A 22,191-nucleotide genomic window follows, 5' to 3' on the forward strand; every position below is an offset into this window, starting at 1 on the left:
TTATTCTTTTTTGTCAAAGTTTCCCGGGCGATACCCTTCCAGATCAAGGGTTATATAATGGAATCCAAGCTTGCGGAGTTTCGGCATAATCCAGTCCCTTTTTGAAACAAGATCTGAGCACATGTTTTCAGGCACTTCGATGCGCGCAAAACTCCCACCGTCATGAAGCCGCACTCTGCATTGCATTATTCCGCAATCGTGGAGGATATTTTCCCCTCTCTCTATTATTTCCAGTTTGTCAGAATCGAGCTTTTCATTGTAGGGCATTCGTGAAGCAAGACATGCAGAAGAGGGTATATCCCAGAATTCCAGCCCCATTTCCCTTGCGATTTCACGAATATCATTTTTGTCGATCCCTGCTTCCACAAACGGATGACAAATCCCTTCCTCGGAAGCAGCATGGAGACCTGGGCGGTATTCAGCCAGATCCGAAAGATTTGTCCCATCGGCGATGGTCGTAATACCATGTTCTCCTGCGATCTGCTTCAATGTGCTGCAGATTTTTTTTTTGCAATGATAGCACCTGTCGTTTTGATTATTCCTGATTTCGGGGATTTTCAGGGGATCAAAAGGCAGCATTTTGAGGCAGATCCCGTACCTTTCAGCAATATCACGGGCACGGCGGACATCCCTGCGGGGTATAAGCGGAGAATCAACCAGCACACAGAGATGTTTATCATTTAGCACTTTTTTTGTGATCACAGCTAACAGGGAACTGTCTGTACCTCCCGAATACGCAATCAGTAGCGTACCCTTGTCGGAAATAAATTGTTCCAGCTTTTTGAGCTTATCTTCGTGCAGGTTCATTTTTCACTGCAACTCCAGCATATTTCACAGGATGGATTCCTGGAGATTTTGAGTTCTTCGGTTGTGCCGGATTTTCCGTCCCACACAACCATCCTGCCAGTATAGAGATCTTCCTCTCCAAGCAGGTATTTGATTGCTTCGTTTGCCTGCATGGTTCCTACAACCCCAGCAGTTGTCCCGATTATCGGGAACAGTTCCTTTGGAGGTTTTCTTTTGAAGATGCATTGGATACAGGGCGTTTTCCCAGGCAGAATTGTTGTCATCTGGCCATGGATACCGTGTACCGCTCCGTGAATAAGTGCAATATTATTCTCAACTGCAATCCGGTTTAGCAGAAAACGTGTATCGTAGTTGTCCAGTGCATCTATGATCACATCCGCATCTCCGAGTAGCTCTTTTGCATTGTCGTCTGTAATTCTGTCCCCGATAGTCTCAATGGTTATGAAGGGATTGATGTCTTTCAGCTTTTCCCCGGCGGAGCAAACCTTCTTTTTCCCCATATCATAATGCCAGTGGAGAATCTGCCTGTTAAGGTTACTCAACTCCACACTATCCATGTCAATGATCCGTATATGCCCCACACCGGCCACGGCAAGATAATTAATAATAGGCGATCCAAGCCCTCCGCATCCGGCAACAACGGCCCTGGATTTCTTGAGGCGCTCCTGCCCCTCCTCCCCGATCATCATTATCTGGCGGCTGTACAACTTTTTCTCTGCGTCAGAAAGCATATGCCCAATCCTCTTTGACAGGTACTGTTTTATTCTTTTTATTTCTGTTGAACTTGATATGCATCGGTTCACATATGTGAACAAATAACTGTACTCTTTGGTTTTAATACTTTAGTCGGTATACTCGAGAAACCCGGTTCACGATAGTGAACTATTTATTTATTTATTAATGTTTATATCCTATCAAAACAGACCTTGTGTTGGAATACTCATGAAAGTTAAAACCCCCTGTGAGGTTGTGGTTTGGGACATCCTTCCTGCGATCCGTGCGGCACTTGCAGCCGAATTGGTACACTCGGGTGTATCACAACAGGATGTAGCCTCCATTTTCGGAATGGCCCCCTCGGCGGTATCACAATACCTGACCAAAAAGCGCGGATATAAGATTGAATTTGACGACGAGATTAAAGAAGTCATAGCCGAACTTTCAGCTGAAATCAAGTCCGGCAGTGATGTAGATCTCCCTAAAAAGTTCTGTGAAATATGCAGGCTGTTAAGGACAGAGGGTGAAAAGTGCCCCTCTGACCCGGATGAATGATCTCCTGAATGTTCATCTCGTTCTAAGATTAAGTATTTATAGTATGAGCGTATATTCACAATTGTGACTTCACAATTGTGAAGTTTTTGGCCGGGTGGCAGAGTGGTTATGCGTCCGACTGCAGATCGGAGTATGTGAGTTCGATTCTCACCCCGGCCTTTTTGGAGATATCAAATGAAAAGTCCTAAAAATGATCTAATAGGGAAAACCTTCGAAGCCCTTTTTACCCTTGAGGATATCCGCGAGTTAATTCGGCAATCCTTACCAGGGGGTCTTTCGGCCGAAGAGGAGATTTCCTTTAAGCAGAAAACGTCAAGGCTCAGGGATATTGTTGAATCCCTTGAGGCAGGCGGAGCCGGGAACAACCAGGCTCTACCATCAGTAGTTGACGGCATAGGACTGCGCTTTCGTGAAGAAGGATACATTAATATCCAGCCAATACAGGCTGCTGGCAGGCTGACCCCTGAAGCAAGGAAAGCGCTAATTTCCTATGGCGACGGGTACTCTACCTGTGACACCTGCCGCAAGCCTTTTCGTCTTGATAAAATAAGCCGTCCTCCAATTGCTGACTTTCATGATGAACTGGCAGAGTTTGTGAACATGGATGTAGCACGTGTGGTGCCCGGAGCACGGAGGGCTTTTCAGGCGGTAACCTCGTCGTTAGTTGAAAAAGGTGATTCAGTTATTGTTTCGGCGCTTGCACATTACACGGAATTCCTTTCGGTGGAAGCTGCAGGCGGCTTGATTCGTGAAGTTTCACTCGATGAGAACAATTTGGTTACTGCAGATGCGGTTGCGGAAAAGATCGAGGCGGTAACAAGGGAAACAGACAGAACTCCCAAACTTGTATTTATTGATCACTTTGACTATCAGTTCGCCAACGAGCATGACGTCGAAGGAATTGCAAAGGTAGCCCACCAGTATGACATTCCGCTGCTTTACAACGGTGCGTACACGGTGGGGATAAAACCGGTGGACGGTAAGAAAATCGGTGCCGACTTCGTTGTTGGCTCTGGTCATAAGTCAATGGCATCGGCTGCACCATCCGGTGTTCTGGCGACCACCGATGAATATGCAGACCTAATTTTCCGTACAACCCAGATGACTGGAGATGTAACAGGCAAGAAATTTGGGATCAAGGAAGTGGAGATGATGGGATGTACCCTCATGGGAGGAACCCTGCTCTCCATGATGGCATCGTTCCCACATGTGAAAAAGCGGACGAAAAACTGGGATGAGGAAGTTAAAAAATCTAATTACTTCCTGAAGGAATTCCTGAAAATTGAAGGAAACGAAATAGTATCCGAATACCCGCGCAAACACACTCTTACCAAGGTGGATACCTCCGGCACGTTTGATAAGGTTGCAAAAAACAACAAGCGCCGTGGTTATTTCCTTAGTGACGAGATGTCAAAACGCGGCATAGTGGGCATGTTCTCCGGAGCAACTCGGCAGTGGAAACTCAATACATACGGATTGAGTTGGGAGAAAATCCATTTTCTTTCGGATGCGTTCAAAGAAGTTGCAGAGAAATATGAGCTTAATGTGAATTGAGGTGTAAATAAATGACCCAAAATAAAACTCCCGGTCTGGAAACTTTATCGATACATGCAGGGCAGGAGCCGGATCCAGCTACTGGTTCTCGCGCAGTGCCAATCTATCAGACAACGGCATATGTGTTTAACGACACCGAGCATGCCGCAAACCTGTTCGCCCTGAAGGAATTTGGCAATATTTATACCCGCATTATGAATCCGACAACAGACGTCTTTGAAAAGAGAATGGCTGCTCTTGAAGGCGGAACTGGTGCACTTGCCGTGGCTTCCGGAATGGCTGCCATCTCCATTGCCCTGCTGACCATTACTCGAGTAGGGGATGAGATAGTAGCTGCTGATAATCTCTATGGAGGAACGTACCAGCTCTTCAACCATACATTCCCAAAACTGGGACGAAAGGCTGTATTTGTCGATTCCGCTGACCCTGAAGCTTTCAGGAATGCCATTAACGGGAACACTAGGGCAATTTATGTAGAATCCATCGGGAATCCAAAGCTGGACATTCCTGATTTTGAGAAGCTAGCAGCCATCGCCCACGAGGCAGGAATTCCGTTGGTCGTTGATAATACTGTAGGTGTGGGGCTTGTGCGCCCGATTGAACACGGGGCGGATATAGTTGTGCTTTCGGCAACCAAATATGTCTGTGGTCACGGGACATCAATTGGTGGTGTAATCGTGGATTCGGGAAAGTTTTCTTGGAACAATGAGAAATTCCCCGAATTTACAGAACCGGATCCCAGTTATCACGGACTGGTTTACTGGGATGCATTTGGTGATGTGCCAGGACTTGGAAACATAGCTTTTGTGTTAAAAGCCCGTGTTGAATGGCTACGTGACATAGGAGCTGCACTCAGTCCGTTTAATTCATTCCTCTTCCTTCAGGGACTGGAAACATTGCCCTTAAGGGTCAGGAAACATTCGGAAAACGCCCTTGAAATCGCTACCTATCTGAAAAAACATCCTAAAGTAGCATGGGTGAATTATCCTGGACTTGAAGGGCACGAAAGCCATGAAAAAGCCAAAAAGTATCTTGACAATGGTTTTGGGCCAATTGTAGGATTTGGCATCAAGGGCGGTCTTGAAGCAGGAAAACAGTTTATTGAAAGTCTCCAGTTGTTTTCTCATCTTGCCAATATTGGAGATGCCAAGAGTCTTGTAGTCCATCCGGCATCCACAACCCACCAGCAACTGACTCCTAAAGAGCAGGTAAGCACCAGTGTAACCCCCGATTATATAAGGCTCTCGGTGGGTATAGAGGATGTGGATGACCTGATCGCAGATCTTGAACAGGCACTTGAAGGAGTAAAAACGGATGAATGAGAGGTCTGTAGGTATTGTAAAAACTCAATTTTATACTCTTAAAGTACCTTTTTTTCTCAATTCAGGGAACTTTCTGGAAGAGGTTACCGTAGCCTATGAAACCTATGGTAAACTGAATTCTGAAAAAAACAATGCGATCCTGATATGTCATGCTCTCACGGGAGACGCACATGCAGCAGGATATCATGAGGGAGATGAAAAACCTGGATGGTGGGATAGTACAATCGGACCCGGAAAGGCTTTTGATACGGATCGTTATTTTGTTATTTGTTCTAACGTGCTGGGCGGATGTCAGGGTACAACCGGTCCTTCCAGCATTAATCCCTCCACAGGGATGTCCTATGGTCTGTCTTTCCCCCAAATTACCATTGAAGATATGGTAAATCTTCAGTATGAGTTTTTGAAACATCTGGGAATTTCTCGGTTGTATGCGGTAGCCGGAGGTTCGATGGGAGGTATGCAGGCTCTCCAGTGGGCAGTATCCTTTCCTGAAATGATGCAAAAGGTCATTGTGCTGGCATCCACTGCCATATCCTCTCCCCAGCAAATTGCCTTCAATGAAGTTGCAAGACAGGCAATAATGAGGGATCCAAAGTGGAATAAAGGAGACTATTACGATGGCGAGTTTCCATGTGAGGGGCTTGCTCTTGCACGTATGATTGGTCACATCACCTACCTCAGTGACACTGCCATGCAAAACAAGTTTGGAAGGGATGTTAAGGATGAAAGCATGTTTCAGGTAGAGAGTTATCTGCATTATCAGGGTGATAATTTCACCAAAAGGTTTGATCCTAATTCTTATCTCTACTTGACAAAGGCAGTTGATCTCTTTGACCTGAGTAATGGTAAATCACTTGAAGAAGGTCTGAAGAATGTAAAAGCTGATTTTCTTATAATATCAGTTTCTTCTGATTGGCTTTATCCTTCGTACCAGTCAAAGGAAATAGTCGAGGCTCTTACTTTGCATGACCTGAAGGTAGAATATCGAGAGATAGTTTCACATTCTGGTCACGATGCTTTCCTTCTTGAAAAGGGACAGATCAATTATCATGTTTCTTCTTTCCTTGAACATCTTAGTGTAAGGAATGTGATGTTATCAGAAGTACCTACCATTGACGAAGGATGCAGCCTTGAGGAAGCAGCCCAACTCATGATTTCGAAGAATACCACTCATCTTCCAATATTGTCTCCCAGCGGGCGGATTAGCGGAATTGTAACTTCCTGGGACATTACAAGAGCCGTGGCAAACAAGATAGTTTCCCTTGAGGACGTTGTTTCCAGGGATATTGTGACTACAAGACAGGAAGAATCACTGTTTGTAGCTGCGCAACTGATGGAAAAATATGCTATTTCTGCATTACCGGTTGTGGATGAGAATGGCTGTCTTGTGGGTATTTTGTCTAGTGATAATATTAGCGCTTTGATGGGGAAAAAAGCCGATTAATGCTTTTTCCTTCTCTTTATTTGGCTAATATAATTTTTGAAAATATTGTTTTGTTAGGAAAACGTATAGAGTATTTTGCAAAGGCGTCTGAAAAAGACATTACACTTTCTGATAGTTGAAGAATTTATCACTGAGTTCCTATTTTTCTTATGTGGAATTAGATGTGATTATTGTGGGACATGGTCCCGATCGAATGCCTATACCGCACCCCGCGATCTTGCAAATAATGGAATCAAGACTGTTGTCCTTGAAAGTAACAATTATTTTGGTCGGATTTTGGTTAGTCTAGTTACCTCAATAACATTAAATTTGAAATCGGTATTAATGGATGTGTAAAACGCGGTTTTTTTGGATAAATACTTTCATATAATATTCAGGTGAACTAGCATTTATATCCTTTACCAACAGAAGATGAATGTATTATCCGGTTGGATATTCTGGATTTTATTATTAAATGTCTAAATAAATAGGGTAAACAAAAGCTCATGAATACTGAACTTTTGAAGTATGAGGATGTATCTATCCGCTATGGTGAGAAGGAAGTACTGTCTAACTTCAACCTTGATATCAACAAAGGTGATCGTATCCTGCTCAAAGGCAGGTCAGGTTCAGGCAAGTCAACACTTTTGAAGATGCCGATGGGATTTGCTCATCCCACAAGAGGAAGAATCTTCTTTAACAACCACTTGCTTGACAGTGATACAGTATGGAATGCAAGAAAAAGGATTGCTTATGTTTCCCAAGATCTTGATATCTATGAAGGCTCTGTCAATGAGTTTATCGAGGAGGTATTCTCCTATTCCTTCAATCAAGGTAAACTGGACAGGACAAAGCTCCGGAGACTCCTTGTCTATTTGGGATTTCAGAAAGATGTTCTTGAGATGGATTTCGAGGACCTCTCAGGAGGCGAGAAACAGAGGATAGGCATCATTATGTCAGTGCTTATTGGAAAGGACATCTACCTGCTCGATGAGATCACTTCATCCCTTGATGGTGCTCTAAAAGAGAAGGTGGCAAATTATTTCCTTGAGCGAAAGGAATGGACACTTGTGATCATATCCCATGATGATGTGTGGGAAAAGAGAGATGTTAAGGTCATACCAGTGGGTGTTTAAATGGATGCTGTAGATATTGGTTACTTCTCCCTTGCGGCCTGTTTCCTGTTGCTCACAGTTCCTTTTCTTGTGAGTCACTACCTCAAGCTTGGTATGATCCATGATACTGTAGTATCGGCCTCAAGGATGATTGTTCAACTTGCTTTTGTGGGAGTTTTTCTTACCTTGCTCTTTGACCTTAACAGTTCGATCGTGAATCTTCTTTGGTTGCTTGTGATGATCCTTGCAGCAACCCATTCCTCTATAAATGATGTAGGTCTTGACCTTAAGAAGTTACTTTTGCCTATCATGGTCTCATTCATAGCAGGTAATTTCCTAGTTATCCTTTACTTCAATACTTTCGTGGTGGAGCTTGAGAACCTCTTTGATGCCAGATATCTTATCCCTATATTCGGCATGTTTCTTGGCAATTCACTAAGGGGTAACATCGTGAGCATCAACAATTTCTATGATACCATCAGGAGGAACGAGAACCGTTATCTTTACAGTCTTTCACTGTGTGCGAAAAAACATGAGGCTATTCTTCCCTATGCAAGGAAAAGTCTCAAGCTTGCACTGAAACCTTCTATTGCAAACATGTCAACGATAGGCCTAGTGTCATTACCGGGAATGATGACTGGTCAGATCATTGCGGGTTCCAGCCCGATCCTTGCTATCAAATACCAGATGGCTATCATGATAGGGATCTATGTTTCTACTGTGATGACTGTCACGATCGGTATCTTCATGACCATACGCTCGAGTTTCGATGATTATGGCATACTAAAAGAAGATGTGTTCAAATCAGCAACTGCCTGATCAGATCATGTTCTTCTTTTTCTTGATTATTCCGCGTCTCCTGTTTTCTTGTTCATTACTTTTCAGGATTCAATGAATACGCGACTTTGGCATTTCGATAACAAATTTCCCAAGCAGGAAAAGAGGATAAAAAATGGAATGAATTGTAAAGGCAACTATGCAATAAAGGACTAATCAAGAAAGGTATGATTTTATTGACTGCTATCTAATAAAAATTATTTGAGAATATCACTACACCAATTCATAAATATTGAGGTAGATATTCATCATCCTATTTGTGTTACGGATAAGATAAGAAACAGAAAAATCGGCAGTTAATAGCAATCCTCTAAAAAATAGTTGTTGCACAGCTTGAAAGCTGTGCATGAAATATCTATTTCCCTGAAAACTTACATCTGAGGCATTCCGCCCATTCCGCCGTCCATTCCGCCGGATGGCGCCTCAGGTGCACGGGTTGATGCGATGATGTCGTCAATTCTCAGGATCATAACGGATGCTTCTGCAGCGGCATTGATTGCCTGTGTCTTAATCCTGAGTGGTTCGACAACACCTGCTTCCCACATATCAATGACTTCACCGAGGTAGACATTCAAACCAGCGGTTTTTGTACCATTCTCGTGGTGGGATCTCAGTTCGACAAGCATGTCGATCGGGTCTAGACCTGCATTTTCTGCGAGTGTCCTTGGCACTACCTCAAGAGCCTCGGCAAATGCCTTTACTGCGAGCTGTTCTCTGCCGCTGAGGGATGCTGCGTAATCCTGAAGTTGAAGTGCAACCTCTATTTCAGGTGCTCCTCCACCAGCTACGAGTTTTTCATCTTCGATGGCTACTGCAACTACACGTAATGCATCGTTGAGTGCTCTTTCTATATTGTCAATAACGTGTTCGGTACCGCCACGGAGAAGGATTGAAACGGATTTTGGATTCACACAACCGGTAATGAAAATCATGCTGTCTCCAGCAATCTTCCTTTCTTCTACCATTTCAGCTTCACCGAGGTCATCTGCGCTCATCTCGTCGATGTTGGTAACCAATTTTGCACCGGTAGAGCGTACGAGTTTCTCCATATCGCTCTTCTTTACACGCCTGACTGCGAGAATGCCTGCCTTTGCGAGGAAGTGCTGTGCCATGTCATCGATACCTTTCTGGCAGAAGACAACATTTGCGCCAGTGTTCTTGATCTTTTCGACAAGGTCACGAAGCATCTTTTCTTCCTGATCAAGGAAGGACTGGAGCTGGTCCGGAGAAGTGATGGATATTTCCGCGTCTACTTCGGTTTCTTTGAGCTCGATTGCACTGTTGAGGAGAGCTATCTTTGCGCCTTCTACTTTCTTTGGCATGTTGGAGTGTACGCGCTCCTTGTCAAGAATCATTCCTTCGATGAGCTCGCTGTCTTCGATGGAACCACCGACTTTCTTCTCTATCTTGATGTTTTCAATGTCGATGGATTCGCCGTCACTCTTTTCTGCAATGCTTGCAACTGCTTTGACAGCAATATCGCTGAGTGTTTCCTTGGAAGCTTCTGCACCCTTTCCTGTCATTGCTGTGCCAGCGATGTTAATAAGAGTTTCACGGTCGTCTACGGTGATCTCTTTTGCAAGTTCTTTGAGGATCTCACTTGCCTTATCAGCGGCCAGCCTGTAACCTGCAGCAATGATTGTGGGATGGACATCCTGATTGATGAGGTCTTCTGCTTTCTTGAGAAGTTCACCGGTGATGATAGCCGCAGTTGTTGTACCGTCTCCGACCTCATCATCCTGGGTCTTTGAAACCTCTACAATCATCTTTGCAGCGGGGTGTTCAATGTCCATTTCCTTGAGAATAGTTGCACCATCGTTGGTAATTACAACATCTCCGAGGGAGTCCACGAGCATTTTGTCCATACCCTTTGGACCAAGAGTTGTCCTTACAGCTTCAGCGACAGCTTTTGCTGCCATAATATTGTTGCTCTGGGCATCCCTGCCTCTTGTTCTCTGGTTACCTTCCTTTAAAATGAAAATTGGCTGTCCAGCCATTTGTCCTGCCATTGTATTCCTCCTGTAACATTATTTGTCAATATGATAGCCTGAATCTCAGGTTGTTTGTACATGTTTGTAGTTCTATATAAAGGTTACTTTATGAAAAAAAGCTGTAAAAACAATTAAAGCAACATCCCATAAGGGGGCACTGCTAATTAAAAAAAGAATTGAGGAACAAAGTTCATTTTACAATGGACTTTGGTGACCTGTGTTTAAAGCGCCTCTTTGTTCCGGATGAAGTGTAGCGCTGGGCAGGCGCAGTGTGTGTTTTCTCTGCATCTGCCTTTTTGACCTTAATTACGTTTCCTTTTCTGCCTTTGACTTTTACCCATTCAATGCTTCCGGTTTTGCCCATTATGAGTCCTCACTAGATAAGTATGATTTCTAAATTAAGCTAATGTGGTTTTCCATACATGTAATGCTACTTATTAAAGGTTGCGGGAAATTCATTAATAAAAAAAAGTATGATGGGAAAATCCCACCTTATTCAGTTCCCAGAACTTCGTTGTATTTCTCGGGATTCTCCTCAAGCCATTTTGCAGCGGCTTCTTCAGGGGTCATACCCTTATCTATGTCCAGCATAATTGCTTCAATGTCGGATATGTTCATTGTATACCTGCTAATGATTTCGTAAAGCTCAGGTTTATCTACCTTCAGGGTTTTGGGTGCAACTGCAACAATGTTATCGCTTCCACCAAAAGCGCCCTTTGGGTCATCGAGGTATTTCAGATCCATACGACTAAATGCCCAGTGAGGAGACCAGAGGGTTACTACAATCCATTCCTCATTGTTAATGGCTCTCTGCAATTCAGTTACCATACCTACAGTGCTTGCAGCAGATAATTTATAATCCAGCTCGTATTCCTCAATAGCAGTTTCAGTGGTCTGCATGATTCCTGCACCGGGTTCAATTCCCTGTATTATTCCACCAAACTTTTCTTTTTCAGAGTTAAGTTCAGCAATAGAATCAATTGTTACGTATGAGGGTACTACAAGACCTGTTTTAGCGCCGGTTGAAATATTTCCGACATAGTCAAGTTTGTCTTCATACTTTTCCCAGTATTGTCCTTGGGTATGAGGCAACCATGCTGATACATAGGCATCAATTTCTCCCTGTGCAACTCCTTGGTATATAGCACCAAGATCCGCATTTACAATTTCTACTTCATAGTTACCTGTTGATTCCAATATCTGTTTGAGAACCTGTGTATTTGCTCGGGAATCGTCCCATCCGGGGTCTCCGAGCACTACATATGTTTTCATAGACTCTGCTTCTTCAGATGTACCGTCCTGTCCTGTACATCCTGCGGCTACAAGCGACACTACAAGCAATAGTCCCAGCAAAATAGCTTTTAATTTGTTTTTCATACTGTATCTCCTCCTTTTTGATAAAATGAAGACTGCATAATTATTTTGGGGTAAGGTGTTGTGTTATCCTATCAAGTACAATAGCAATTATTACGATCCCTATACCTGCTTCGAAACCGGCTGCAATATCCACGCGCTGTATACCTATTAATACTTGGTAGCCGAGTCCACGTGCACCTATCATTGAAGCAACTACAACCATTGAAAGAGATAACATAATACACTGATTAACTCCCGCCATAATGGTTTTCAAAGCCACGGGAATTTCCACTTTAACCAGCTTTTGCCACGGCGTCGATCCAAAAGCATCTGCAACTTCAACCAGTTCCTTTGGAACTTCGCGTATGCCAAGGTTGGTTAACCTGATTGTAGGTGGCATTGCAAATACCACGGTTGCGATCATTCCTGGTACGTTTCCGAGACCAAAAAAAATCACTGCAGGAATCAGGTATACAAAAGATGGCATTGTCTGCATAAGATCAAGGATTGGCTTGACAATATGCAGAATGTGATCATTTTTTCCACACAGTATTCCGATTGGGATGCCTATTACCAGCGCCATCCCTGCTGATGCTATCACCAAGGCCAGAGTCTCGATGGATAATTCCCATAAATCCATGCTTAAGATCAAAATAAATCCCACTGCCGAGCCAATTGACAGTTTCCAATCCTTATTGCTTACCAGATAAGCAATTGCTGCTATTAACAGGATAAATAGCGGCTCCGGAATCAGTAACAACCCGTTTTTCATAATCAACAGGAGATATCCTAAAATATCACTGAATGCATCCAAGTAAAATCCAAGATGGTCGTTTGTCCAGTAGACTGCTTCCTCTACAAAATCTCCCAGAGGTATCCTTGGGATTGTCATTTTTCATCCTCCTCAACTTTTTTAAGAGCACTCAGTATACTTCCCCTTACAATGGTTCCAACAAGCTTTTCATTGGCATTAACAACTGCTATAGGCTTGTCAGTTTTTACACTTATTGAAATTAAGTCCTGAAGAGGAGTTTCAGGTGATGTTATTGGGAAATTTTTTGTGAGGATTTCAGATATCTGTTTTTTTTCTTTTAGTCCTTTTACGGCATCATCAACCATCAATAATCCATGGAGCCTTTTGTTTGCATCAACTACAAAGATTGAAGATCTGCCATGAATCTCCATAAGCTTGAGTGCAACTTCAATACCTGATCGTATAGATACCACTGGATCTGGTCTTTTCATGACATTTTCAGCTGTCAATATTTTTGTCTTATCAACACCTGCGACGAATCTGGATACATAATCATCTGCAGGGTTTGTCAGGATTTCTTCAGGTGTTCCGATTTGAGCAATGACACCATCTTTCATGAGGGCAATACGGTCTCCAAGTTTCAGGGCTTCATCAAGATCATGGGAAACAAATACGATGGTTTTCTGCATATTTTCTTCAAGCTCAAGAAGTTCATCCTGCATATCACTGCGAATAAGAGGATCAAGTGCGCTGAAAGCTTCGTCCATTAAAAGAATGTCAGGATCCGTTGCAAGTGCTCTTGCAAGACCAACTCGCTGTTGCATACCTCCGCTCAATTGACTTGGTTTGCTTTTTTCATGTCCTTTTAATCCTACCCTTTCAATTACTTCCTCGGCTATCCTGTACCTTTCATCTTTAGCTATTCCCTGGATTTCGAGTCCATAGGCTACATTGTCAATAATTGTCCTGTGAGGAAGAAGTGCAAAATTCTGGAAAACCATACTGATTTTCCGTTCTCTGATTTCACGTAACCGATCTTTATCTACAGCCGTGACATCTTCGCCATCAATAAGAATATTTCCTGAAGTCGGTTCAATAAGTCTGTTAAGACATCTCAAAAGAGTCGATTTCCCGGAACCCGATAGCCCCATCAATACAAAGATTTCGCCTTCGTATATTTCAAAACTCGCATTATAAAGACCAACTGTTTGCCCGGTTTTGTTGAAAATTTCAGTCTTTGAAAGACCTTTTTCAACATAAAAAAGAGCTTTTTTCGGGTGTTTCCCAAACATTTTGGTTAGATTGTTGACAACTATTTTTTTCTTTTTTTTCCTCCTAATGAAAATAACTCCTTTTGATTTTGTAGAGATTATCTATATTATGTAATCTCTAGATTATACGTTATAATTATAATCTGTTTTCTTATTGAATTCGCTGACTAATCATTTGTTCATTAGTTTTATAGTTTTTGTCTCATTTAATTATGATCCTCCAGGACATTCCTTTTTTATAAATTTGGCAACAATTATATCCACACAAAACAAGAGTATAGTCGAAATGAGTCTTGAACCAGTTCACATCAGAGCAATAGCAGATCTTGCAAGCCGTATAGATGCTGACTTTGAAACACCGGAAGAAAGCGAGGTGGATGATATTCTTCCCCTCCTGCAGGAATTGAAACATGAGTCGAAAATTATCCTGAAAGCACTGGGGAGGGTGTTCACTGGCAAGGTGAATATTGAACAAATATCCTCCTGCAAAGATCCTGCTCAAAAGACGTTTGCCTGCGACAGCGGAAGTAGTAATCCACGCAATTTTGAATCAGGGGTAACAGTTGATTTCTGTCACTGTGCCCTTGCATGTACACCTTCTGATCTTGATATTCATACAAAACGTACCATTGTAGCAGTTATATATTCCCCTTCATGGAGATGTTGTGTCAACACTGATGAAAACTGGAATCTGTTTGACAATGGTAATGGCAGATCTAGACTTGTCCGCATTAATCCCGGTCTACTTCAAACACGGGAAAAACGAATGGTACATAATGTTGCCCTTTATCTGGCGGAATCGGAACATATGTTATGGCTTAAGGAGATCCCAGCAAAAAATGATTTTTTTATAATGGATGGTCCTCTTTATCCAAAGCAGTTAATGTATTGGATGGTTGTTCCTTCCGGTGAAGTCCAGATTCGCTATGATCCACATGCAAAGCAAATTTTGCAGAATTATATCGATATTGTTGACCATTTTATGAAGGAACAAATTCCTATTATAGGATTTGTCAAAAACCCCGGGGATAAGCAGGTGGTCCAGACGTTGAGGAAGCAGGAGATAGATATGGATATTCCATGGATGGAGGATGCCCAGCTTTTTAAATCCATATTAAGACCTTCTGAGAAAGAAAGCAGGAACTGCATTACTTTTACCAATTGGTTTATGCATCCACACCAATTTTACGAGAGCATACTGGATACGACCACTCCTTTGATGGACGAATCCCTGCACCATGCATTTGGGGTGGAAGATTATGCGTTGACATTTTTTGTTGTTTTTGTTCCTTCAATGAATGTGTTGTTTAAGATAGAGGCGCCATATGGTCTCACAAAGGATGATAATATGCGGTCTTTGATCACAAAAAAAGTGCTCTATGACATTTCTATAAACGGATTGCCAATGAGTCTTTCAAAGGCGGATAGCTTGGGCAAAATCCGGAAAACCGAAAGGGCACAGATCCTGAAACAGTTCAGAAAGCTGGGTCCTGATACTACTTATAATGATTTGAGATGGAGTGATATGAATGAGTCTTGATGATTTTGATGATCTGCTGAAAGTTGGGGAAAAATACGGAGAAGGGAAACACGAAGCCGCACAGAATGCAAACCAGACTTCAGAAAATTCCCGCTTTGAAGAATACACTCCTGATGATTCTATCAATCCCACATTATCAGATGCAGGAGATTCTGCCTTCGGGACGATTGTTTCAGGGATGGAACCTATCGAGATTACCGAATCAGGGGCACGGATTACAGGTTATATTACTTCCTCTCGCAGATCCGCTGTGAGGCTTGGAACGTATGTGATGGTTCCTTACGGCAACGAAGATCTATTTGCAAGGGTCTGGAAATTGCAATACATGCAGGAATTTGAGGTTGATGACGCTACAGAACTCCACTCCCGTAGAATGCTGAAAAGCAACACAACGGATGAAGTGGATTACAAGTTTCTTGCATACCTTGATCCGATCTGCATCCTCTATTCAAAAGACGGCAAACTGATGCGGAGGATGACTGACAGGCTTCCTCGGCCGAACGCTTTGATACTCCCTGTAGCCGACAAGATGAAAATTCAGACCGGTCTCAATATGCCAACTGAGGGTATATTCCTTGGTCATCTCAGCGTAGGCGGCGAACTTGTCTATACACATGCATCTCCTCCCACGGTCGCATACTACATGCGAAATGATTATTCCTTAGGTGATCCGCTGATTTTCAGGCATATGCTGGTTTGCGGAAGTACGGGAACTGGGAAGACATTCCTGACAAAAAATATCCTGCGGCAGTTCTTAAATGAAGACAACCGCTATGTTGTCAGGGATGAAATTGGGCAGGGAGCCAAAGGCAGGCTTCCGTGCCTTGTGGTAATGGATCCGCAGGATGAATATTCACAGTTCTTTGAAGAGAATACCGGACTTACTTCAGATGATAAATTCGTGTTCCAGTCAGAGGCTGTGGAATATGGTGCCTATCAGGATACTCGCACGTTTATTGCAAAAGTTGAAGGGCATCCTTACAGCGGAAAATCAAGGGCAATACAGACGGATTTCACAATTCCGTTTGAGATGGTGAAAGACAATCCCTGGCTGATAGCCGCAGCCGAGCTGACCCAAAATCAGCAAATAGGCATTGAAAGGTTGCTTGATGATTATTTCAGTGAACCTGGTACACACACATACCGTGGGTTTGTTGAATTCGTAGATGATCCAATGCGTCGTTCTGAATATGTTGATGGCGGTAAACTACACGAATCTTCCTATGATGCCATTGCAAGAAAAATCAATAATAGGTCATTTTCAGCAGTTTTTGATCAGCCCGCAACACCTGTAACCGAAATTCTGGATGAGATTTTCAAAGCAGGAAGGATCAGCGTGTTTCCCACCGAGTATGTGAATAATGTACGTATCCGGGATCTGATTACTCTTGCATTGATGACAATTACAGTGGACAACAAACTCAGCACCTCCGGTGACAGGGCAGTGAAGAATACTCCGGTAATCCTTGTGCTTGACGAAGCCCATAGGTACCTTTCAAATGCAACCTCGGCGCACTCAAGACGGATCATTTCAAAGTTTGCAGACGCTGCACGTCAGGGGCGAAAAGAAGCTCTGGGGCTTTTCCTGATTACACAGGATCCACAGGATATCGATTCAACTGTGCTCAAGCAGATTAACACGCGTGTAATCCTTAATCTTTCCAATGATGCCGCTATAAAAGCTCTTAATGTCCCGCTTTCATATGAGAAGCGAATTCCGTATCTTAAGAAGGGACAAATGATTGTCCACAGTCCCGATAACAGTGATACCGTGGAAATCACGGGCCTTTCCACTTGTGTTGTCAAACATGCGTGAGGTTTTCAAAAAATAATAAATATAGCGGCAATCATGCTTGGTAGCAACATTGTTGATTACAGGTCTACACATTGCTTCTTCGAGGCTTGCCAGCCTCTGGATGGTCCTTTTTATTCATCTACCGGGGCAACTTTTCTGGCGTTGCTGGCGATTCATTGGAGTCCATAATAGAATGATCTCTGTGCAAGAGAATGTTATGAGATTTATCAAAAACTGTGCCCATTGCAGGTTTTTTTATGATTTTTCTGTTTTGACTTTTAGCAATTCTGCTTCTTAAATACTAGGTTATTTGCAGAAAATATAAATGAGGAGATCAAAATTAGCTCCTAAATCCTCTTCCCATTCTAATTTGATATTCTCGAAATACACGAAACATGGAGAAGATTACTTTATATATTTCTTCTCCTATGAGTAATTGACTATGGGATATAGAGGAAGACCCAAATCACCTAGGAGAATCGGATGCAAACCACGCATAATGTGCTTCAAACCCTGCGGAATCCCTATGAAGGAAATTGAAATAGTTGAGCTTGCAATTGAGGAACTTGAAGCATTAAGGCTTGTGGATGTCGAAAGACTGCATCAGGAAGAAGCTGCAAATCAAATGGGTATCTCACGAAGAGCTTTCTGGAAGGATCTCCAGAATGCAAGAACAAAGGTAGCGTTTGCACTTTCTACAGGGAAGGGTATCGAAATCCTTGATACAACAACTACTACTACCACTAATACTAATATTAATCCAGAAAATACAGAGGACGATTAAACATGAGTTCAAACATTCAATCATCTGAAAGTCTTTTGAGTGCGAAACCAGAAGAGCCAAAAATTGTCACAAATTTGCGAGGAATTAAGAATAAGATCATGATTATGAGTGGCAAAGGGGGAGTTGGTAAAAGTACAGTATCCGCCAATCTTGCAGCATTCCTTGCAAAGAAAGGTAAAAAAGTAGGTCTTCTGGATAGCGATATTCACGGACCTACGATCCCTACGATGTTTGGCATTGAAGACCAGCGCCCGACAGTTGGTGAAAAGGGAATTGAACCTGTAAAAGTCTCAGAAAATCTGAAAGTCATGTCTATCGGACTTCTCCTTGACAACCAGGATTCACCTGTAATATGGAGAGGACCTGCAAAGATGGCTGCCATTAAGCAATTTCTTGAAGAAGTTGATTGGGGAGTGCTGGATTATCTAATTATAGATCTTCCCCCTGGCACCGGAGATGAGCCACTGAGTATAGTACAGCTCATAGGAAAGATTGATGGTTCGATTGTTGTTACAACTCCTCAGGATGTTGCTCTAACAAGCGTGCGTAAATCTCTCAAGTTCGCAGAAACACTTAACGTTCCCATCATCGGCTTGGTTGAAAACATGAGTGGAGTCATATGCCCAGAATGTGGAAAAGAAATCGACATTTTCGGACGTGGAGGTATTGAAAAGGCTGCGGAAGATTTCAAGATTCCGATTCTTGCAACACTGCCAATCGAGCCTGCAATATCAGCAACCAGCGACGCAGGGAACGTATATACAGAGGGAGTGGACTCCAAGTGGAGTGAAGGTTTCAATGAGATTGTTGAATTCGTGGAAGACTTTACTCAAAACAAGTAATCTCAAAATGGAGATCGAACAAATGGATAACAAACAAATCAGTGAGAAACTCAAAGAAATACTTTATTTGAGATACGAACCAGTGGCGGTAAAACTGGTTCACAAAGGTGATGAAATTCCTGAAATATTTGATATTCCTTCTCAAAAAATCCGGCACTGCCAATCCATTATGCGGGCTCGTAAAGGCGAAAGCTTTGTAATACCGGCAGACATGCATGCTTGTGTTGTTGGGGGTTCCAGTCTTGGCTTGTTGCCTACCCCTGAAAAGGTAAGGAGTGGTGAATTTCATCACAATCTTGGCATGTTTGGAAGCAACGAAGCCGCATCAAAAATGATTGAAGAACGTGTCGAACTTGAAGAGGGGTCAATAATAGCAACAATTGTTTCTCCCCTGAAAGACGCGGTGTTCGAGCCTGATGTTGTGATTGTTGTTGATCTTCCAGAGACTCTATACTGGCTGATTCCAGCTACTACCTATGAAAAGGGCGGGCGGGTTAATATAAGCACTGCCCCATTTCAGGCAACCTGTGTGGATTCAACACTGATGCCCCTCACAACGGGCAGGATTAATCTTTCACTTGGTTGCTTGGGATGCCGCAAGGCTACAGATATACAGAACGATGAAATGCTCATTGGAATTCCTTATAAGGATCTACCACAGATTGTAAAAAATCTGGAAGAATTACATGAAGGACCTATGAAAAAAACACGAGGAAAATAAGGATCTAATGACATCTGGAATTAAAGTGGCCGTTGACAGGGGCTTCTTCTGGCTGGATCAACAGCAACCTGCTGAACTAAAAGAAATTAGTCGCTTTTATCTTGTATACAATCTATGGAATAGGGATGAACACAGGACAAATTGCCTGAAAGAAAGTCTACAGGATATACAGTCATACAGTATCAGAGATATTTCAAGGGCAATCTCTTCCGGCATTGTTGAGCGACAGAATTTGTCTGATCTAGTCTTACAAATTAAAGAACAACAAAATCAAGATGGTTATTGGGGAAACAAGGATATTTACGATACGATTTATTCGCTTACAGCCCTTGCCAACATTGGACATTACAATCCGACAGGATGTAACTGGATACTGAATAACTTCTCTTCCGAATGGAAATATCCCGGGACTGTTTCCCTGATAATTACAGCTCTCATAAAACAGGGAAAGGCAGGAAATACCGACATATATGATACTTTTATTAACCGAGAAGTACAGTGGTTGCTTGACAACAAAACAAGTGAAGGCGGATGGAAGTACATAGCCACAACAACAATCGTAATTGATGCATTGATTGATGCAGGGCACCCCGATGCAGTCAATGATGCCACAAAATGGTTGCTCAGTACACAGAATTCGGATGGTTCATGGGGAAAAGGCGAAAAAAAGAATAACACAACAGCGATGGTTCTCGCTTGTTTTTCGAGATTAACAGAATTTTCAGAAGAGCAGTTTTTATAAAGGAAATCTGGATAATGATAACTGAGGGGAAGTAATGAACAATAATTTCCTAAAATATCATCCAGAATCAAACACTTACATTGCTGAAAAAAGATCCTATTTTAAGGATGAAATAAGGGTTGATGGCAACCTGATTGCCGGTGCACTATCCAATTTTTGGAAATCCCTTCGGGTTAACGGCTCAGTGGAACTGGGGAAAAGGACGATTGTTCGCGGGGATTTGCAGGCAAAACGTATTCTTCTTGGACCGGGAAGTGAAATTCATGGCAATCTTCATGCAGAGGAAGAAGCAATTTTGCTTGATGGAGCAATTGTAACCGGTTCCGCCACCTGCGGTGGACAGATGAAAATAAGACCCGGATGTAAAATTGAATTTGCCAAAGCTGACAGGGAACTTGAAATCGTAGGCAAAGTACAAATAGGGGACATCGAATCAGGAACCCGCGTGGTTGTCCGCTCCGATTAAATCCTCAATTATTTTTTGCGTTCTTCCGCAAGTTCTTCTAAAAGCTTATTGCGAAGCTCATTTGCCTGCCGACTAGTGCGATCCCGTGGCCTTGGAAGAGTTACGGTTACAATTTCCTTGACCTTACCGGGTCTTGCGGACATGACTACTATACGGTCGGCGAGATAAACCGCTTCATCAACGCTGTGAGTTACAAAGAGAATTGTTATTTTCTTTTTGCTCCAGATCTGGAGCAATTCTTGCTGCAGCAAGTTTCGGGTCTGGGCATCAAGCGCGCCGAAGGGTTCATCCATGAGCAGGACGGATGGGTTATTTGCAAGTGCCCTTACAATCGCAACTCTCTGCCGCATTCCTCCGGATAATTCATAGGGGTAACTGTTCCTGAATTGTTCAAGACCTACCAGATTTAGGTATTCTTCCGCAGTTTTCAACCTTTCTGCTTGTGGAACATGTTGCATTTCCATCCCAAATGTTATGTTTTCCATAACCGTTCTCCAGGGGAAAAGAGAATACTCCTGAAATACCATTCCTCTTCTGGGATCAGGAACTGTAATCGTATCACCATCAAGAGTTACCTGACCCGAATCCGGAATATCAAGTCCTGCTATTATGCGCAACAGAGTGGTCTTCCCACAGCCTGATGGACCTATAATACATACAAATTCCCCATCTTCTATTTCAAGACTCACATCTTCAAGGGCTTTTGTTGATTCTCCACTATCTTTCTCAAAGGACTGCGAAATATGTTTAACTGAAAGATGCCCCATCAGACAACCACTCCTTTACGCCATTTCAGGATTTTTCCATCAACATACCACCTAAAAACACGGTCAATTAATAATCCAAGAAAACCGAGTATTAGCATGTAAACCAGTACGTAATCCATCTGATGAAGATAGTAATGCCACCAGATCTTGTATCCCAACCCACTGCTGCTTACTCCAAACATCTCAGCTGCTACAAGACACATCCATCCAACACCCATTGCAATCCTTATACCGGCAGCAATTGAGGGCATGGACGACGGTAAAGCTACATGGCGTATCAAACATCTGTCATTCATACAGCCAAGCACTTTAGCTGCTTCCACATAAACTCTTGGAATTCCTTTGAATCCAGCAACAGTATTTATAATAATTGGAAAAACAGCCCCTACAAAAATAACAAAACCTGCAGAGATATTTGTCAGACCAAACCAAACTATTGCAAATGGTATCCATGCAAGCGGAGGAATCGGGCGCACCACTTCAATAAGAGGATCAATCGCCTTATTTACATATTTGAACCACCCCATTGCCACCCCTATTGGGATTCCAATAATCAGGGCTGCAAAGAGACCAAGACCAAAATGCACAAGGCTAGTAAGTAAGTCCATAAAGATAACGCCAGTCTGGACAATATTAACAAATGCTGAAACAACATCGGTAAAGCTTGGAAGAATAAGTTTTCTCTGGATTAGAAAGTCTGCTATGAACTGCCAGATGATGATTACAACTAGCAGAGATATAAGATCAATACCTTTTCCTGAAAAAGTACTCTTCTGGTGATTCATGTGACCTCCGGAAAAAATGGAGAGCTGTGCCTCCACTTCCGGAAGCTATT

At 42.7% G+C, this 22,191-nt stretch carries 22 protein-coding genes and 1 tRNA gene; 14 read left to right on the top strand and 9 right to left on the bottom strand.

Annotation, left to right across the window (positions count from 1 at the left end; translation table 11 throughout):
- Together larE and PWQ49_RS03760 are read right to left on the bottom strand one after the other, a co-directional pair.
- Complete coding sequence (gene larE / locus PWQ49_RS03755; RefSeq protein ID WP_300608032.1) at positions 1–807, bottom strand: ATP-dependent sacrificial sulfur transferase LarE; 807 nt, start codon at positions 805–807, stop codon at positions 1–3.
- Positions 804–1,538: a HesA/MoeB/ThiF family protein gene (locus tag PWQ49_RS03760; protein ID WP_300608035.1), complete on the bottom strand. Its 735-nt coding sequence runs from the start codon at positions 1,536–1,538 to the stop codon at positions 804–806. Before PWQ49_RS03760 ends, larE begins: the two co-directional genes overlap by 4 nt.
- A gap of 211 nt (positions 1,539–1,749) precedes the next feature.
- Here PWQ49_RS03760 and PWQ49_RS03765 point away from each other — a divergent pair, with 211 nt between their 5' ends.
- The 7 genes from PWQ49_RS03765 (at position 1,750) to PWQ49_RS03795 (ending at position 8,309) form a co-directional block, all read left to right on the top strand.
- Positions 1,750–2,076 carry a transcriptional regulator gene (locus PWQ49_RS03765; RefSeq protein WP_300608037.1) on the top strand — a complete coding sequence of 109 codons (327 nt, stop codon included), beginning with the start codon at positions 1,750–1,752 and terminating at the stop codon, positions 2,074–2,076.
- Positions 2,077–2,164: 88 nt separating this feature from the next.
- Positions 2,165–2,235 (top strand) — tRNA-Cys (locus tag PWQ49_RS03770).
- A gap of 15 nt (positions 2,236–2,250) precedes the next feature.
- Positions 2,251–3,630, top strand: a complete 1,380-nt coding sequence (gene pscS, locus PWQ49_RS03775) for an O-phospho-L-seryl-tRNA:Cys-tRNA synthase (protein WP_300608040.1) — start codon at positions 2,251–2,253, stop codon at positions 3,628–3,630.
- Between the two features lie 11 nt (positions 3,631–3,641).
- Positions 3,642–4,952 carry an O-acetylhomoserine aminocarboxypropyltransferase/cysteine synthase family protein gene (locus tag PWQ49_RS03780; RefSeq protein WP_300608042.1) on the top strand — a complete coding sequence of 437 codons (1,311 nt, stop codon included), beginning with the start codon at positions 3,642–3,644 and terminating at the stop codon, positions 4,950–4,952.
- Positions 4,945–6,396: a homoserine O-acetyltransferase gene (locus PWQ49_RS03785; RefSeq protein WP_300608045.1), complete on the top strand. Its 1,452-nt coding sequence runs from the start codon at positions 4,945–4,947 to the stop codon at positions 6,394–6,396. The genes PWQ49_RS03780 and PWQ49_RS03785 overlap by 8 nt, the downstream gene beginning before the upstream one ends.
- A gap of 485 nt (positions 6,397–6,881) precedes the next feature.
- Positions 6,882–7,511 (top strand): ATP-binding cassette domain-containing protein, encoded by a 630-nt coding sequence (locus PWQ49_RS03790; protein ID WP_300608048.1) that lies wholly within the window; start codon positions 6,882–6,884, stop codon positions 7,509–7,511.
- On the top strand, positions 7,512–8,309 hold the full coding sequence (locus PWQ49_RS03795) for an ABC transporter permease (RefSeq protein ID WP_300608051.1): 798 nt from the start codon (positions 7,512–7,514) through the stop codon (positions 8,307–8,309).
- 389 nt (positions 8,310–8,698) lie between these two features.
- Here the strand turns inward: PWQ49_RS03795 and thsA are convergent, their stop codons facing one another.
- The 5 genes from thsA to PWQ49_RS03820 form a co-directional block, all read right to left on the bottom strand.
- On the bottom strand, positions 8,699–10,336 hold the full coding sequence (thsA, locus tag PWQ49_RS03800) for a thermosome subunit alpha (RefSeq protein ID WP_300608054.1): 1,638 nt from the start codon (positions 10,334–10,336) through the stop codon (positions 8,699–8,701).
- 172 nt (positions 10,337–10,508) lie between these two features.
- Entirely contained in the window at positions 10,509–10,682 is a 174-nt protein-coding gene (locus tag PWQ49_RS03805; protein ID WP_300608056.1) for a DUF5350 domain-containing protein, read from the bottom strand.
- Between the two features lie 128 nt (positions 10,683–10,810).
- Complete coding sequence (locus PWQ49_RS03810) at positions 10,811–11,695, bottom strand: glycine betaine ABC transporter substrate-binding protein (RefSeq protein ID WP_300608058.1); 885 nt, start codon at positions 11,693–11,695, stop codon at positions 10,811–10,813.
- Between the two features lie 40 nt (positions 11,696–11,735).
- Positions 11,736–12,566 (bottom strand): proline/glycine betaine ABC transporter permease, encoded by an 831-nt coding sequence (locus PWQ49_RS03815; protein ID WP_300608061.1) that lies wholly within the window; start codon positions 12,564–12,566, stop codon positions 11,736–11,738.
- On the bottom strand, positions 12,563–13,720 hold the full coding sequence (locus PWQ49_RS03820; protein WP_300608064.1) for a glycine betaine/L-proline ABC transporter ATP-binding protein: 1,158 nt from the start codon (positions 13,718–13,720) through the stop codon (positions 12,563–12,565). The genes PWQ49_RS03815 and PWQ49_RS03820 overlap by 4 nt, the downstream gene beginning before the upstream one ends.
- A 265-nt stretch (positions 13,721–13,985) precedes the next feature.
- Between PWQ49_RS03820 and PWQ49_RS03825 the strand changes: the two genes are divergently transcribed.
- The 7 genes from PWQ49_RS03825 (at position 13,986) to PWQ49_RS03855 (ending at position 20,589) form a co-directional block, all read left to right on the top strand.
- Positions 13,986–15,239, top strand: coding sequence for a DNA double-strand break repair nuclease NurA (locus PWQ49_RS03825; RefSeq protein ID WP_300608067.1), 1,254 nt, complete (start codon positions 13,986–13,988; stop codon positions 15,237–15,239).
- Positions 15,229–17,055: an ATP-binding protein gene (locus PWQ49_RS03830; protein WP_300608070.1), complete on the top strand. Its 1,827-nt coding sequence runs from the start codon at positions 15,229–15,231 to the stop codon at positions 17,053–17,055. Before PWQ49_RS03825 ends, PWQ49_RS03830 begins: the two co-directional genes overlap by 11 nt.
- Positions 17,056–17,476: 421 nt before the next feature.
- Positions 17,477–17,818 (top strand): DUF134 domain-containing protein, encoded by a 342-nt coding sequence (locus tag PWQ49_RS03835; RefSeq protein ID WP_300608073.1) that lies wholly within the window; start codon positions 17,477–17,479, stop codon positions 17,816–17,818.
- A gap of 2 nt (positions 17,819–17,820) precedes the next feature.
- On the top strand, positions 17,821–18,660 hold the full coding sequence (locus PWQ49_RS03840) for an Mrp/NBP35 family ATP-binding protein (RefSeq protein ID WP_300608075.1): 840 nt from the start codon (positions 17,821–17,823) through the stop codon (positions 18,658–18,660).
- Between the two features lie 22 nt (positions 18,661–18,682).
- Entirely contained in the window at positions 18,683–19,381 is a 699-nt protein-coding gene (locus tag PWQ49_RS03845) for a DUF169 domain-containing protein (RefSeq protein WP_300608078.1), read from the top strand.
- Positions 19,382–19,388: 7 nt separating this feature from the next.
- Positions 19,389–20,123 carry a prenyltransferase/squalene oxidase repeat-containing protein gene (locus PWQ49_RS03850; RefSeq protein ID WP_300608080.1) on the top strand — a complete coding sequence of 245 codons (735 nt, stop codon included), beginning with the start codon at positions 19,389–19,391 and terminating at the stop codon, positions 20,121–20,123.
- A 34-nt stretch (positions 20,124–20,157) separates the two neighbouring features.
- Complete coding sequence (locus PWQ49_RS03855) at positions 20,158–20,589, top strand: polymer-forming cytoskeletal protein (RefSeq protein ID WP_300608083.1); 432 nt, start codon at positions 20,158–20,160, stop codon at positions 20,587–20,589.
- A gap of 8 nt (positions 20,590–20,597) precedes the next feature.
- On the opposite strand, the gene PWQ49_RS03860 is transcribed toward PWQ49_RS03855, so the two are convergent.
- Entirely contained in the window at positions 20,598–21,356 is a 759-nt protein-coding gene (locus PWQ49_RS03860; protein ID WP_300608086.1) for an ABC transporter ATP-binding protein, read from the bottom strand.
- On the bottom strand, positions 21,356–22,141 hold the full coding sequence (locus PWQ49_RS03865; RefSeq protein ID WP_300608089.1) for an ABC transporter permease: 786 nt from the start codon (positions 22,139–22,141) through the stop codon (positions 21,356–21,358). Before PWQ49_RS03865 ends, PWQ49_RS03860 begins: the two co-directional genes overlap by 1 nt.
- Between the last annotated feature and the right edge of the window lie 50 nt (positions 22,142–22,191).

Source organism: Methanohalophilus sp., assembly GCF_030156785.1.
Lineage (GTDB): Archaea > Halobacteriota > Methanosarcinia > Methanosarcinales > Methanosarcinaceae > Methanohalophilus.